The organism is Kineococcus lubricus, assembly GCF_050871965.1.
In the GTDB taxonomy this organism is placed as follows: Bacteria; Actinomycetota; Actinomycetes; order Actinomycetales; family Kineococcaceae; genus Kineococcus.
The window spans coordinates 12,605-27,307 of sequence record NZ_JBJLSK010000015.1; the positions used below are offsets into that span (position 1 = coordinate 12,605).

The 14,703-nt window shown below is 72.1% G+C and carries 12 protein-coding genes; 7 read left to right on the forward strand and 5 right to left on the reverse strand.

Features of this window, described 5'->3' with window-relative positions:
- Positions 1-23: 23 nt before the first annotated feature.
- The 3 genes from zwf to tkt form a co-directional block, all read right to left on the reverse strand.
- Positions 24-1,565, reverse strand: coding sequence for a glucose-6-phosphate dehydrogenase (gene zwf / locus ACRYRX_RS12820; RefSeq protein WP_432512326.1), 1,542 nt, complete (start codon positions 1,563-1,565; stop codon positions 24-26).
- A complete protein-coding gene (gene tal, locus ACRYRX_RS12825) occupies positions 1,562-2,695 on the reverse strand; it encodes a transaldolase (RefSeq protein ID WP_432512328.1) in 1,134 nt (377 codons plus the stop codon). The genes zwf and tal overlap by 4 nt, the downstream gene beginning before the upstream one ends.
- Before the next feature lie 98 nt (positions 2,696-2,793).
- Positions 2,794-4,884 carry a transketolase gene (gene tkt, locus ACRYRX_RS12830; RefSeq protein WP_432512330.1) on the reverse strand — a complete coding sequence of 697 codons (2,091 nt, stop codon included), beginning with the start codon at positions 4,882-4,884 and terminating at the stop codon, positions 2,794-2,796.
- A gap of 438 nt (positions 4,885-5,322) precedes the next feature.
- Between tkt and ACRYRX_RS12835 the strand changes: the two genes are divergently transcribed.
- Complete coding sequence (locus ACRYRX_RS12835) at positions 5,323-6,342, forward strand: heme o synthase (RefSeq protein ID WP_432512332.1); 1,020 nt, start codon at positions 5,323-5,325, stop codon at positions 6,340-6,342.
- A gap of 170 nt (positions 6,343-6,512) precedes the next feature.
- Here the strand turns inward: ACRYRX_RS12835 and ACRYRX_RS12840 are convergent, their stop codons facing one another.
- Together ACRYRX_RS12840 and ACRYRX_RS12845 are read right to left on the reverse strand one after the other, a co-directional pair.
- On the reverse strand, positions 6,513-7,286 hold the full coding sequence (locus ACRYRX_RS12840) for an ABC transporter permease (protein WP_432512334.1): 774 nt from the start codon (positions 7,284-7,286) through the stop codon (positions 6,513-6,515).
- Positions 7,283-8,215, reverse strand: a complete 933-nt coding sequence (locus ACRYRX_RS12845) for an ABC transporter ATP-binding protein (protein WP_432512510.1) — start codon at positions 8,213-8,215, stop codon at positions 7,283-7,285. The genes ACRYRX_RS12840 and ACRYRX_RS12845 overlap by 4 nt, the downstream gene beginning before the upstream one ends.
- Before the next feature lie 200 nt (positions 8,216-8,415).
- On the opposite strand from ACRYRX_RS12845, the gene ACRYRX_RS12850 reads away from it, so the two are divergent.
- The 6 genes from ACRYRX_RS12850 to ACRYRX_RS12875 all read left to right on the forward strand — a co-directional run bounded on the left by ACRYRX_RS12850 (position 8,416) and on the right by ACRYRX_RS12875 (position 14,617).
- Positions 8,416-9,114, forward strand: coding sequence for a helix-turn-helix transcriptional regulator (locus ACRYRX_RS12850; RefSeq protein WP_432512335.1), 699 nt, complete (start codon positions 8,416-8,418; stop codon positions 9,112-9,114).
- A gap of 44 nt (positions 9,115-9,158) precedes the next feature.
- Positions 9,159-10,547 (forward strand): Fe-S cluster assembly protein SufB, encoded by a 1,389-nt coding sequence (sufB, locus tag ACRYRX_RS12855; protein WP_432512512.1) that lies wholly within the window; start codon positions 9,159-9,161, stop codon positions 10,545-10,547.
- Positions 10,547-11,782: a Fe-S cluster assembly protein SufD gene (sufD, locus tag ACRYRX_RS12860; RefSeq protein WP_432512337.1), complete on the forward strand. Its 1,236-nt coding sequence runs from the start codon at positions 10,547-10,549 to the stop codon at positions 11,780-11,782. The genes sufB and sufD overlap by 1 nt, the downstream gene beginning before the upstream one ends.
- Positions 11,783-12,541, forward strand: coding sequence for a Fe-S cluster assembly ATPase SufC (sufC, locus tag ACRYRX_RS12865; RefSeq protein WP_432512339.1), 759 nt, complete (start codon positions 11,783-11,785; stop codon positions 12,539-12,541).
- A gap of 7 nt (positions 12,542-12,548) precedes the next feature.
- Positions 12,549-12,911, forward strand: a complete 363-nt coding sequence (locus ACRYRX_RS12870) for a metal-sulfur cluster assembly factor (RefSeq protein WP_432512514.1) — start codon at positions 12,549-12,551, stop codon at positions 12,909-12,911.
- A gap of 107 nt (positions 12,912-13,018) precedes the next feature.
- Positions 13,019-14,617 (forward strand): ABC-F family ATP-binding cassette domain-containing protein, encoded by a 1,599-nt coding sequence (locus ACRYRX_RS12875; protein ID WP_432512340.1) that lies wholly within the window; start codon positions 13,019-13,021, stop codon positions 14,615-14,617.
- Positions 14,618-14,703: the final 86 nt, after the last annotated feature.

Genomic DNA, 14,703 nt, shown 5'->3' on the forward strand with positions numbered 1-14,703 from the left:
CTCCGGGATCTCCAGGACCGCGGTCACGGTCGCCGCCACTGCCGGCCGGTGCGTTCGAGCATGGCGTCCGCCGACGGCGGCCCCCACGTGCCGGACGCGTACGGCTCGGGCTTGCCGTTCTTGGCCCAGTACGAGGTGATCGGGTCCAGGATCTTCCACGACAGCTCGACCTCCTCGTGGCGGGGGAACAGCGGCGGGTCGCCGAGCAGGACGTCGAGGATGAGCCGCTCGTAGGCCTCGGGGCTGGACTCGGTGAAGGCGTGCCCGTACCCGAAGTCCATCGTCACGTCGCGCACCTCCATCGCCGTGCCCGGCACCTTGGAGCCGAACCGCATGGTGATGCCCTCGTCGGGCTGGACCCGCACGACCAGCGCGTTCTGGCCCAGCTCCTCGGTGGCGGTGAGCTCGAACGGCAGGTGCGGGGCCCGCTTGAAGACGACCGCGATCTCGGTGACCCGCCGGCCCAGGCGCTTGCCGGCCCGCAGGTAGAACGGGACGCCCGCCCAGCGGCGGGTGTCGATCTCCAGCTCGATCGCCGCGTACGTCTCGGTGGTGGAGGCGGGGTTGATCCCCTCCTCCTCCAGGTAGCCCCGGACGAACTCCGAACCCTGCCAGCCGGAGGCGTACTGCCCGCGGGCGGTGGACCGGCCCAGGTCCTTCAGCGGGCGCACCGCCGACAGGACCTTCGCCTTCTCCGCCCGCAGGTCCGCGGCCTCGAAGGAGACCGGCTCCTCCATGGCCGTCAGGGCCAGCAGCTGCAGCAGGTGGTTCTGGATGACGTCCCGGGCCGCGCCGATCCCGTCGTAGTACCCCGCGCGCCCACCGATGCCGATGTCCTCGGCCATGGTGATCTGCACGTGGTCGACGTGGTTGGCGTTCCACAGCGGCTCGAACATCTGGTTGGCGAAGCGCAGCGCCAGGATGTTCTGGACCGTCTCCTTGCCCAGGTAGTGGTCGATGCGGAACACCGAGTCCGGCGGGAAGACGTCCTCGACGACGGCGTTCAGCTCGCGCGCCGACTTCAGGTCGTGCCCGAACGGCTTCTCGATGACGACCCGCCGCCACTGGTCCCCGTGCTGGGCGCTCAACCCGCTGCGCGCCAGCTGCCTGGCCACGACGGGGAAGAAGCGCGGCGGGATCGACATGTAGAACGCGTGGTTCCCACCGGTGCCCCGCACCCGGTCGAGGTCGGCGACGGTCGCGGCGAGCTGGTCGAACGCCTCGTCGTCGTCGAACTCACCGGGCACGAACCGGAAACCCTCGGCGAGCTGGGCCCACACCGACTCCCGGAACGGGGTCCGGGCGTGCTGGCGCACCGAGTCGTACACGATCTTGCCGAAGTCCTGGTCGACCCAGTCGCGTCGGGCGAACCCCGTCAGGGCGAACCCCGGCGGCAGCAGCCCGCGGTTGGACAGGTCGTAGATCGCGGGCATGAGCTTCTTGCGCGCCAGGTCCCCGGTGACGCCGAACATGACCATGCCGCACGGACCGGCGATGCGCGGGAGCCGCTTGTCCCGAGGGTCGCGGAGCGGGTTCTCTGCGGGCGACACCCGCGCGGGGCTCACTGCGCGGCTGCCTGCGTCTTCACGCGCTCCAGCTCGTCGGTGACGGTCTGCAGCAGCTCGGTCCAGCTCTTCTCGAACTTGTCCAGGCCCTCGGTCTCGAGCAGCTCGACGACGTCGGTGTAGGAGATCCCCAGGCGCTCGAGCTCGTCCAGCACCTGCTGGGACTCCCCGTAGGAGCCGCGGATGGTGTCCCCGGTGACCTCGGCGTGGTCGACGGTGGCGTCCAGCGTCTTGCCCGGCATGGTGTTGACGGTGTTCGGGGCCACCAGCCCGGTCACGTACAGCGTGTCGGGCAGGTTCGGGTCCTTGACGCCGGTCGAGGCCCACAGCGGCCGCTGCGGACGGGCACCGGCCTCCTTGAGCACCTGCCAGCGCGGGGTCGAGAAGACCTCCTCGTACGCCTGGTACGCCAGCCGGGCGTTGGCCAGGCCCGCCTTGGAGCGCAGCGCCTTCGCCTCCTCGGTGCCGATCTCGTCGAGGCGCTTGTCGATCTCGGTGTCGACGCGGGAGACGAAGAACGAGGCGACCGACTCGATCTTCGACAGGTCGTGGCCGTTGACCTTGGCCTGCTCCAGACCGGTCAGGAACGCCTGCATGACGGCGCGGTAGCGGTCCAGGGAGAAGATCAGCGTCACGTTCACGCTGATGCCCTCGGACAGGGCCGTGGAGATCGCGGCCAGGCCCTCGACCGTCGCGGGGATCTTGATGTAGAGGTTCTCGCGGGCGACGGCCGTCCACAGCTGCCGGGCCGACTCCTCGGTCTTGGCGGTGTCGCGGGCCAGGCGGGGGTCGACCTCGAGGGAGACGCGGCCGTCGACGCCGTCGGTGCGGTCGTAGACGGGCTTGAGGACGTCGGCGGCGCGGCGGACGTCCTCGGTGGTGATCTCGAAGACGGCCTTCTCGGTGTCGGCGCCGGCGGCGACGAGCTCCTTGACCTGCTCGGTGTAGCGGTCGCCCTTCGACAGCGCGGTCGCGAAGATCGTCGGGTTGGACGTGACGCCCAGGACGCCGAGGTCGACGAGGCGCTGCAGCTCACCGCCGTCGGTCAGTTCGCGGGACAGGTCGTCCAGCCACACCGACACGCCGTGCTGGTGCAGGGTCTCGAGGTTTCCGCTTCGGGTGGTGCTCACGGGGGTTTCTCCGTTCCAGGGGTCCACGACGAGGGGTGGGCGCCGGGACGGCGCCCGCACGAACCCGGGGGCCCGCGGTGCGGGCCCCCGGGCACGGATCACTGCAGACCGGCGAGGGATTCCTTCGCGGCGGTCACGACCGCGGTGTCGGTCAGGCCGAACTCGCGGTACAGGTCCTGGTAGTCGGCCGAGGCACCGTAGTGCTCGATCGAGACGGACCGGCCGGCGTCGCCGACGATGCCCTCCCAGCCGAAGGACAGCGCCGCCTCCACGGACACGCGCGCCTTGACCTGCGGCAGCAGGACGGTGTCGCGGTAGGCCTGGTCCTGCTGGAAGAACCACTCGCGGCAGGGCATGGAGACCACGCGGGTCGGGATGCCCTCGGCCTCGAGCTTCTCGCGGGCGGCCACGGCGATCTGGACCTCCGAGCCGGTGCCGATGAGGATCACCTGCGGCGTGGCGGTGGAGCTCTCCACGAGCGTGTAGGCGCCCTTGGCGACACCCGAGGCGTCGCCCCAGCCGGCCTGCGAGCGGTCGAACGTCGGCAGGTTCTGGCGCGAGAGGGCCAGCCCGGCGGGACGGTCGGTGTGGCCCAGGATCGTGCGCCAGGCCCACGCGGTCTCGTTGGCGTCGCCGGGGCGGACGACGTCCAGGTCCGGGATGGCGCGCAGCGCGGCGAGGTGCTCGATCGGCTGGTGCGTCGGGCCGTCCTCGCCCAGGCCGATGGAGTCGTGCGTCCACACGAACGTCACCGGCAGCTTCATGATGGCCGCGAGCCGGACGGCCGGGCGCATGTAGTCGCTGAAGACGAGGAACGTGCCGCCGTAGGGGCGCGTCCCGCCGTGCAGCGCGATCCCGTTGAGGATCGAGCCCATCGCGTGCTCGCGGATCCCGAAGTGCAGGGTGCGGCCGTAGGGGTTGCCGTCCCAGGTCTTCGTGGTGCGGCTGGGCGGCAGGAAGGACGGTTCGCCCTTCATCGAGGTGAGGTTGGACTCGGCCAGGTCGGCCGACCCGCCCCACAGCTCGGGCAGCGTCGAGGCCAGGGCGTTGAGCACCTCGCCGGAGGCCTTGCGCGAGGCGATGGACTTGCCGGCCTCGAACACGGGCAGGGCGTCCTCCCAGCCGGCGGGCAGGGTCCGGGTGCGGATGCGGTCGAACAGCTCCGCGCGCTCACCGGCACCGGAGCGCCACGCGTCGAACTGCGCCTGCCACGCCTCGTGCTCGGCCTTGCCGCGGTCGCGGGCCTGGCGGGCGAACGCGATGACTTCGTCGGAGACCTCGAAGTCCTTCTCCGGGTCGAACCCGAGGACCTCCTTGGTGGCCTTGACCTCGGCCTCGCCGAGCGCGGACCCGTGCGACTTGCCGGTGTTCTGCAGGTTCGGCGCCGGGTAGGCGATGATCGTGCGCAGCTGGATGAAGGACGGCTTGCCGGTCTCGGCCTTCGCGGCCTCGATCGCGGCGTGCAGGGCGTGGACGTCCTCGGTGTACGGGCCCTCGCCGCCGTTGGTCCAGTCGACGGTCTGGACGTGCCAGCCGTAGGCCTCGTACCGCTTGGCGGTGTCCTCGGCCAGGGCGATCGCGGTGTCGTCCTCGATGGAGATGTGGTTCTGGTCGTAGATGACGACCAGGTTGCCCAGCTCCTGGACCCCGGCGATGGCCGAGGCCTCGGAGGTCACGCCCTCCTCGATGTCGCCGTCGGAGGCCAGCACGTAGATGTGGTGGTCGAACGGGCTGGTGCCGGGGGCGGCGTCCGGGTCGAACAGGCCGCGCTCGCGCCGGGCGGCCATCGCCATGCCGACGGCCGAGGACAGGCCCTGGCCCAGCGGGCCGGTCGTCATCTCCACACCGGCGGTGTGGCCGTGCTCGGGGTGGCCGGGGGTCTTCGAACCCCACTTGCGCAGCGCCTTGAGGTCGTCCAGCTCGAGGCCGTAGCCGGCGAGGTACAGCTGGATGTAGAGCGTCAGGCTGGAGTGCCCGCAGGACAGCACGAAGCGGTCCCGACCGACCCAGTCGGGGTCGGAGGGGTCCTGACGCAGCATCTTCTGGAACAACAGGTACGCCACCGGTGCCAGGCTCATCGCGGTACCGGGGTGGCCGTTGCCGGCGCGCTGCACGGCGTCCATCGCCAGGACGCGGACGGTGTCCACCGTCTTCGTGTCGAGATCGCTCCACTCGAGGGGCTGGCTCACGTGTCTCCTCCCGTGCGAACCAGCTGACCGACCAACGCCCGGATGGCGGTGGGGGACCGGCCGTGGTCCGCTCTCTTCGTCTCCGTCGCGCGCCGGGCCCCCTGCGTGGCGGACCGGCGTCCGAGGCGTTCGTCTGCGGTGCGGCGCCCGCCGTGGGCCGGCCCGCGGGCCGGGTCCGACGGTGTGGGGCACGTCACCACAGGTGAGCCTACTCGCAGGGGGCCACGGCGCAGCCGGGCAGGGGTGGCGCGCCCGCCGGGCCCGGTCCCGGGGGCCCGGCGGGATCGTCGGCGGGGTCGTCGGGAGGGTCGTCGGGAGGGTCGTCGGGAGGGTCGCGGCGGGGCCGCGGCGGGGCGGGCGGCACACCACCGGATACGACACTGCGTAGCAGAGGCGTAAGCTCTGACCTGCCCGTTGCCGCCTCGCCCCGAGGACACTGTGACCGTCGCCGACCCGCGTCTCTCCGACGCCCCTGCGCACTCCCGGACCAGCTTGCTGGGCCGGCGCCGCAGCGGGCGCCCTCCCCGCTTCCCCCGGGCCGCCGCCTACGTCGCGCTCACCAAGCCCCGCATCGTCGAGCTGCTGCTCATCACGACGATCCCGGTCATGCTCTTCGCGGCCGACGGGCTGCCCTCGGGCTGGCTCATCCTGACGACCTTCGTCGGGGGTGCGCTGGCCGCCGGCTGCGCGAACACGCTGAACTGCTACTTCGACCGCGACATCGACGCGCTGATGAAGCGCACGGAGAACCGGCCGCTGGTGACGGGCGCGGTGACGCCGAACCAGGCGCTCGTGTTCGCCGCGGTGCTCGGGGTGGCCTCCACCGCCCTGTTCCTCGCCTTCGTCAACGTGCTGTCGGCGGTCCTGGCGCTGGGCGCGATCCTGCTCTACGTGGTGGGCTACACGCTGCTGCTCAAGCGCCGCACCTCCCAGAACATCGTCTGGGGCGGGGTCGCCGGCTGCATGCAGGTGCTCATCGGCTGGACGGCGGTGACGGGTTCGCTGAGCTGGGCCCCGTTCGTCCTCTTCGGGGTGATCTTCCTGTGGACCCCGCCGCACTACTGGCCGCTGTCGGTGCGCTACCGGGAGGACTACGCCAACGCCGGCGTGCCGATGCTGCCGGTCGTCGCGAAGCCGACCACGGTCTCGCGCCAGATCGTGCTCTACACCGTCGCGATGGTCCTGTGCTCGCTGCTGCTGGTGCCGCTGGGTGGCGCCGGGGTCGTGTACGGGGGCGCCGCGCTGGTGCTCGGGCTGGTGTTCCTGGGCCAGACGGTCGGGCTGCACCGCCGGGCGAGCCGCTTTGAGCGCGAGACCGGTGGCCAGGACGCCGGGACGGTGGAGCAGCTGCGGCGGATCTCCCCGATGGGGGTGTTCCACGGCTCGATCACCTACCTGACCCTGCTGTCGATCGCGGTGGCCGTCGACCCGTTCGCCCGGATCGCCTGGCCCTTCTGAGGCCTCGCCCCCTGGAACACGAAGAAGCCCTCCCGAACGCTCGGGAGGGCTTCTTCGTGTTCCAGGGGGCGGCGACGGGGTCGGGCCGCGGCGGCGTCCAGGGGCCCGCGGCACCTCGAGCGGGGGGCCCGCCCGGGTCCGCCCGCGCTGCCGGGCTCACGCCGCCGGGCTCACTCCCAGCGGAACCACCGCGCGCAGGCGAGGCCGCACGCGGCGGTCCAGACGGCCAGCACGAGCAGCGGGCCGACCGCCACGGTGCCGGTGGCCAGCGCCTCGCGCACGGCCGTCCCGAGGGCACCGGAGGGCAGCAGGTCGCTCACCGGCGCCAGCGGGGAGGGCAGCACCAGGCCCCCGCCGGCCAGCAGCAGCACCCAGACGAAGTTCGCCACGGCCAGCGTGCCCTCGGCGCGCACGGTGCCCGCCAGCAGCAACCCGAGCGCGGTGAACGCGGCGATCCCGAGCAGCAGCGCGGGCACGGCCGTGAGCGCCCCCGCGGTGGGGGTCCAGCCCAGGGGGAGCGCGATCGCGGCGAGCACGAGGACCTGCACGACGACGAGGGCTCCGACGGCGAGGACCTTGCCGGCCAGCAGTCCCGAGCGCCCCAGCGGGGACGTGGCGAGCAGGCGCAGGACGCCGTTGCGCCGGTCGAAGCCGGTCCCGATGGCCTGCCCGGTGAACGCGGTGGACACCACGGCCAGGGCCAGGACGCCGCCCAGGGCCAGGGCGGGGCGGTCCCCGGTGCCGAGGTCGAGGGAGCCGACGCGGGTGACGCCGACGAGCACCAGGGCGGGCAGCACCAGCGTCAGCAGCAGCTGCTCGCCGTTGCGCAGGGCCACCTTGGCCTCGAAGGCGGCCTGCCGCAGGACCCGCGCGGCCCAGGGGGCGGCGGTCCCGGCGGGCGTCAGGTCCAGCGCGGGGGCGCCGTCGGGTGCGGCGGTGCTCATCGCAGGGACCTCCCGGTCAGGTCGAGGAAGACGTCCTCCAGCGTCCGGCGCACCGGCCCCACCCCTTCGGCGAGGACGTCGTGCGAGGCGCACCAGTTCGTCACGGTGGCCACCACCCGCGGGTCGACGTCGATCCCGCCGACGCAGTAGCGGCCGGCTTCGACCTCGGTGACCTCGGCGCCGGCGGGCAGCGCGCGGGCCAGGGAGGCGGTGGGCAGGCCGGGGCGGGAGCGGAAGCTCAGCGAGGCCGGCCCGCGGGTGAGCTCGTCGGGGGAGCCGGCCGCCACCACCCGGCCGTGGTCGACCACGACGACCTCGTCGGCCAGCCGCTCGGCCTCCTCCATGAGGTGGGTGGTGAGCACGACGGCGACCCCGGCGGCGCGGGCCTGCCGCACGACGTCCCACACGGCCAGCCGGGCCTGCGGGTCGAGCCCGGCGCTGGGTTCGTCGAGGAAGACGAGCTCGGGGCGGCCGACGAGCGCGCACGCCACCGCCAGCCGCTGCCGCTGCCCGCCGGACAGGCGCCGGACCCGGGTGCGGGCGAAGGAGGTCAGCCCCAGGCGCTGGGCGAGGACGCCCACGTCGAGCGGGTGGGTGTGCAGGGAGGCGATGTGCCGCAACGCCTCCAGCGCCCCCACGCCGGTGGGCAGCCCGCCGTCCTGGAGCATGACCCCGACCCGCGGGCGCAGTGCGGCCGCGTCGGCGACGGGGTCGAGCCCGAGCACGCGCACGGCGCCGGAGTCGGCGCGGCGCAGGCCCTCGCAGATGGCGACGGTGGTGGTCTTGCCGGCGCCGTTGGGGCCGAGCAGGGCGGTGACGCGGCCGCGCTCGGCGCGGAACGACAGGCCGTCCAGCACCGGGGCGCCGCCGGGGTAGGCCTTGCGCAGGCCGGCGACCTCGACCGCCGCGGTGGTGTCCACGTCGAGCATCGTCGCGGGTGAGGGGGAGCCGAGCGCCACGAGGGCGAGTCTACGAGGAACGGTAGTAGCCGACGGACCGGTCGGTGGGGGGCGGCTGGGATCTCGGCCGGCAATTAGGTAACATGGGTGTTGTGGAATTGGTGAGGACGTCCTTACCTCCCGGGACGCCCCGGGGGGTGAGCCCGGACGAGGCGCGCACGCGGACCCGCGTGCGCACCACCGTCGCCGAGCTCGGGCCCGTCACCGCCGCCCGCATCGCCGAGGTGCTCGGGCTCAGCGGCCCCGCGGTCCGCCGCCACCTCGACGCGATGGCCGCCGAGGGGGTCCTGCAGGCGCGCGAGCCGCGCCCGGACGCCCGCCGGGGCCGCGGCCGCCCGGCCAAGGAGTACGTGATCGGCTCCGCCGGTCACGACGACCTGCCGTCGGGCTACGACGAGCTCGCCCTGACGGCGCTGCGGTACCTGGCCGACGCGCTGGGTCCCGAGGCCGTCACCGACTTCGCCCGCCAGCGGTTCGCCGCCCTGGAGGAGTCCCTGGCCGGGCTCACCGGGTCGCTGCCCGAACGGGTCGAGGCCCTGGTGCAGGCCCTGGCCGACCAGGGGTACTCGGCCAGTTCCCGGCCCGTCGCGCAGGGAACACCGGCCGAGGGGCTGCAGTTGTGCCAGGGGCACTGCCCGGTCCAGAAGGTCGCCGAGGCGTTCCCGCAGCTGTGCGAGGCCGAACGGCGGACCTTCGAGAACGTCCTGGGCACCCGTGTGCAACGGTTGGCGACGCTCGCCCACGGCGACCACGTCTGCACCACCTTCGTCCCCCTGGACCAGGTCCGGCCCCCGGCCCGGCCCCCCGCACCGTCAGACCAGCAGGACCGTCAGCACGCCCAGCACGCCACGGAAGGACGACGACTGTGACCGACACCGTCTCCGAGAGCACCACCACCGCGGGTCCGCCCGAACTGGAGGGTCTCGGCAAGTACCAGTACGGGTGGGCGGACTCCGACACCGCCGGCGCGTCGGCCCGTCGCGGCCTGTCCGAGGACGTCGTGCGCGACATCTCGGCGAAGAAGAGCGAACCCGAGTGGATGCTCGCGCTGCGCCTGAAGGCCCTGCGCCTGTTCGGCCGCAAGCCCATGCCGGACTGGGGCTCGGACCTGTCGGGGATCGACTTCGACAACATCAAGTACTTCGTGCGGTCCACGGAGAAGCAGGCGACCAGCTGGGACGAGCTGCCCGAGGACATCAAGAACACCTACGACCGGCTCGGCATCCCCGAGGCCGAGAAGCAGCGCCTCATCGCCGGCGTCGCGGCCCAGTACGAGTCCGAGGTCGTCTACCACCAGATCCGCGAGGACCTGGAGGAGAAGGGCGTCATCTTCGTCGACACCGACACCGGCCTGCGCGAGCACGAGGAGCTCTTCAAGGAGTACTTCGGCAGCGTCATCCCCGTCGGGGACAACAAGTTCGCCTCGCTGAACACCGCCGTGTGGTCGGGCGGCTCGTTCGTCTACGTCCCGCCGGGCGTGCACGTCGAGATCCCGCTGCAGGCCTACTTCCGGATCAACACCGAGAACATGGGCCAGTTCGAGCGGACGCTGATCATCGCCGACGAGGGCTCCTACGTGCACTACGTCGAGGGCTGCACCGCGCCGATCTACCAGAGCGACTCGCTGCACTCCGCGGTCGTGGAGATCATCGTCAAGAAGAACGCCCGCGTGCGGTACACGACCATCCAGAACTGGTCGAACAACGTCTACAACCTGGTCACCAAGCGCGCCACGGCCGCCGAGGGCGCGACCATGGAGTGGATCGACGGCAACATCGGGTCCAAGGTCACGATGAAGTACCCGGCCGTCTACCTCATGGGTGAGCACGCCAAGGGCGAGACGCTGTCCATCGCCATGGCCGGTGAGGGCCAGCACCAGGACGCCGGCGCCAAGATGGTGCACGCCGCCCCGCACACCGCGAGCTCGATCGTGTCCAAGTCGATCGCCCGCGGCGGGGGCCGCACCTCCTACCGGGGCCTGATCCAGGTCCTCGAGGGTGCCCACCACTCGGCCTCGACGGTGCGCTGCGACGCGCTGCTGGTCGACACCATCTCCCGGTCAGACACTTACCCCTACAACGACATCCGCGAGGACGACGTCGTGATGGGGCACGAGGCCACGGTCTCGAAGGTCTCCGACGACCAGCTCTTCTACCTCATGAGCCGCGGCCTGGCCGAGGACGAGGCCATGGCGATGATCGTGCGCGGGTTCATCGAGCCCGTCGCCCGCGAGCTGCCCATGGAGTACGCCCTGGAACTGAACCGCCTGATCGAGCTGCAGATGGAAGGGGCCGTCGGCTGATGACCCTGGTCAACGAAGAGCCCACCACCTCCGCGCCGGGCACCCGCTCGGGCACCGCGGACACCTCCGGGGCCCACACGCACGGCGGTCCCGTGGTGCCCGCGGCCTCCCGCGCCGCGCGCGCGACGTCGTTCGACGTCGCCGACTTCCCGGTCCCCACCGGCCGGGAGGAGGAGTGGAAGTTCTCCCCGCTGCGCGACCTCGCGCCGCTGTTCGACACCGACGGCCCCGCTCGTTCGGCCGCCGTCGAGGTCAGCGCGCCCGACGTCGTGGAGCACGTGAGCGGCACCCCGGCCGAGGTCGGCGCCGGGGCCGCGTTCGTCCCCGGTGACCGCGCCGCCGCGGCCGGCTGGGCCGGCACCGACGTGGCGCACCGGATCAGCGTCCCGGCCGAGGCGGAGCTGACCGAGCCGGTCGTGGTGACCGTGCGCGGTGAGGCGGGCACGACCACCTCCGGGCACCTGGTCGTCGAGACCGGCCACCACGCCAAGGCCCTGGTCGTCGTGTCCCACCTCGGCGGCGGCGCGCACCGCGGCAACGTCGAGGTCCGCGCCGGCGACGGCTCGGACCTGACCGTCGTCAGCCTGCAGGAGTGGGACGCCGACGCGCTGCACGTCGGCCAGCAGGACGTGCGGGTGGGGCGCGACGCGCGCGTGCGCCACATCGTCGTCACCCTCGGCGGCAAGGCCGTGCGCGTGTCGGCGAACATCTCCTACGCCGCCCCCGGCGGCGACGCGACCGCGCTGGGCGTGTACTTCGCCGGCGCCGGCCAGCACTCCGAGCACCGCCAGTTCGTCGACCACACGGCCGTCAACTGCAAGAGCTACGTGGAGTACAAGGGCGCCCTGCAGGGCGAGTCCGCGCACGCGGTGTGGATCGGCGACGTGCTCATCCGCGCCAGCGCCGAGGGCACCGAGACGTACGAGCTGAACCGCAACCTGGTCCTGACCGACGGCGCCCGCGCCGACTCGGTGCCGAACCTGGAGATCGAGACCGGCGAGATCGTCGGCGCCGGGCACGCCAGCGCCACGGGCCGCTTCGACGACGAGCAGCTGTTCTACCTGCAGTCGCGCGGCATCACCGAGGACGAGGCCCGCCGCCTGGTCGTGCGCGGGTTCTTCGCCAGCATCGTCGAGAAGATCGGCATCCCCGACGTCTCGCAGCGGCTCATGACCACGATCGAGGGCCGGCTGGCCCAGCACACCCCCGCCCCCCAGTCCCTCGAGGAGAACTGAATGTCCACCCTGGAGATCCGCGACCTGCACGTGACGGTCGACGAGGCGGACGGTTCCGTCAAGGAGATCCTGCGCGGGGTCGACCTGACCATCAACTCCGGTGAGGTCCACGCCGTCATGGGCCCCAACGGCTCGGGCAAGTCGACGCTGGCGTACTCCATCGCCGGGCACCCCAAGTACACCGTCACCGGTGGCTCGGTCACCCTCGACGGCGAGGACGTCCTGGAGATGAGCGTCGACGAGCGCGCCCGCGCCGGGATGTTCCTAGCCATGCAGTACCCCGTCGAGGTCCCCGGCGTCACGGTCTCGAACTTCCTGCGGACCGCCAAGACCGCGATCGACGGTGAGGCGCCCAAGCTGCGCACCTGGGTCAAGGACGTCAAGCAGGCGATGGACGACCTGCGGATGGACTCCTCGTTCTCCGAGCGCAACGTCAACGAGCACTTCTCCGGCGGGGAGAAGAAACGGCACGAGATCCTGCAGATGGAGCTCCTGAAGCCGAAGTTCGCGATCCTCGACGAGACCGACTCCGGCCTCGACGTCGACGCCCTCAAGATCGTCTCCGAGGGCGTGAACCGGTCGCTGGCCTCGATCAACCCCGGGGTCCTGCTCATCACGCACTACACGCGCATCCTGCGGTACATCAAGCCCGACTTCGTGCACGTGTTCGTGGGCGGCAAGGTCGCCGAGCAGGGCGGCCCGGAGCTGGCCGACGCGCTCGAGGAGTCCGGCTACGACCGCTTCCTCGCCCCCGCCTGAGAAACCGATCCCGAGCGAAGGACAGACCGTGAGCGAGACCACCGCAGCGAGCGGTCCGACCCCGGCGGCGCTGGCCGACGTCGAGGAGGCGCTCAAGGACGTCGTGGACCCCGAGCTGGGGATCAACGTCGTCGACCTCGGGCTGATCTACGGCCTGACCGTCTCCGACGACAACGTCGCGACGATCGACATGACGCTGACCAGCGCGGCCTGCCCGCTGACCGACGTCATCGAGGACCAGACCGCCCAGGCGCTGACCGACGTGGTCGCCGACCACCGCATCAACTGGGTGTGGATGCCGCCGTGGGGCCCGGAGAAGATCACCGACGACGGGCGCGAGCAGCTGCGCGCGCTCGGCTTCAACGTCTGACCCGCACGTCCGCGGCCCCCCGGAACCGTCGTTCCGGGGGGCCCTGCCGTGCGCCCGTAGACTGGGGACCCACCCGGTCCCGTTCGTGAAGTGAGAGCTGCCCTCCCGTGATCGTCGCCACCGACATCGAACTGCGCGCCGGAGCCCGGCTCCTCATGGAGGGGGTCAGCTTCCGGGTCGCCGCAGGGGACCGGATCGGTCTGGTCGGGCGCAACGGCGCCGGCAAGACGACGCTGACCAAGGTCCTGGCCGGGGAGGGGCAGCCGGCCGCCGGGACGGTGACCCGCTCGGGGGAGATCGGCTACCTGCCGCAGGACCCGCGCGCCGGTGACCCCGAGATGCTGGCGCGCGACCGCATCCTGGCCGCCCGCGGCCTCGACGAGGTCGTCGCCAAGCTGCGCAAGGCTGAGGTCGACATGGCCAGCGACGACCCGAAGGTCCGCGACCGTGCCATGGACCGCTACACCAAGCTCGACGCGCGGTTCGTCGCGCTCGGCGGGTACACGGCCGAGTCCGAGGCCGCGCGCATCTGCGCCAACCTGAACCTGCCCGACCGGATCCTCGACCAGCAGCTGAAGACCCTCTCCGGGGGGCAGCGCCGCCGCGTCGAGCTGGCCCGCATCCTGTTCTCGCACAGCGAGACGCTGCTGCTGGACGAGCCGACCAACCACCTCGACGCCGACTCGATCACCTGGCTGCGCGAGCACCTGCGCAACTACGCCGGCGGGCTCATCGTCATCAGCCACGACGTCGAGCTGCTCGAGGTCGTCGTCAACCGCGTCTTCCACCTCGACGCCAACCGCGCCACGATCGACCTGTACAACGTGGGCTGGAAGAACTACCTCAAGCAGCGCGAGACCGACGAGAAGCGCCGCGTGCGCGAGCGCGCCAACGCCGAGAAGAAGGCCGGGACGCTGCTGCTGCAGGCCGCGAAGATGGGCGCGAAGGCGACCAAGGCCGTCGCGGCGCAGAACATGGCCAAGCGGGCCGAGAAGCTGCTGGGGGACCTGGAGGACGTCCGCGTCCAGGACAAGGTCGCCAAGCTGCGCTTCCCCAAGCCGGCGCCGTGCGGCAAGACGCCGCTGATGGCCTCGGGGCTGAGCAAGTCCTACGGCTCCCTGGAGATCTTCACGGCCGTCGACCTGGCCATCGACCGCGGCAGCCGCGTGGTCATCCTCGGGCTCAACGGGGCCGGGAAGACGACGCTGCTGCGGATGCTCGGGGGCGTGGAGCAGCCGGACACCGGTGAGATCATCGGCGGTCACGGGGTGAAGATCGGGTACTACGCCCAGGAGCACGAGACCCTCGACCACGACCGCACGGTCCTGGAGAACATGCGCTCGGCCTCACCGGACCTGGACGACACCCGGGTGCGGACGGTGCTGGGCTCGTTCCTGTTCTCCGGCGACGACGTCGACAAGCCCGCCGGGGTCCTGTCCGGCGGGGAGAAGACGCGGCTGGCGCTGGCCACCCTGGTCGTCTCCAGCGCCAACGTCCTGCTGCTGGACGAGCCGACGAACAACCTCGACCCGGCCTCGCGCGCGGAGATCCTCGACGCGCTGAAGCACTACGAGGGCGCCGTCGTCCTCGTGACCCACGACGAGGGGGCCGTGGAGGCGCTGGGGCCCGAGCGGGTCGTGCTGCTGCCCGACGGCGTGGAGGACCTGTGGAACGCCTCGTACGCGGAGCTGGTCTCGCTGGCTTGACCCGCCCGCGCCCGGGCCGGTCCACGCGTCTTCCGGCGCGGGGGACCGGAACCGGCCGCCGGCGGGCGCGACGACCTTCGAGTGGC

What these genes read in the sequence shown, in the direction of transcription:
- ACRYRX_RS12840 (WP_432512334.1), bottom strand. Translation starts at nt 7,286, where the DNA reads ATGAGCACCGCCGCACCCGACGGCGCCCCCGCGCTGGACCTGACGCCC.
- ACRYRX_RS12845 (WP_432512510.1), bottom strand. Translation starts at nt 8,215, where the DNA reads ATGCTCGACGTGGACACCACCGCGGCGGTCGAGGTCGCCGGCCTGCGC.
- sufD (WP_432512337.1), top strand. Translation starts at nt 10,547, where the DNA reads ATGACCCTGGTCAACGAAGAGCCCACCACCTCCGCGCCGGGCACCCGC.
- sufC (WP_432512339.1), top strand. Translation starts at nt 11,783, where the DNA reads ATGTCCACCCTGGAGATCCGCGACCTGCACGTGACGGTCGACGAGGCG.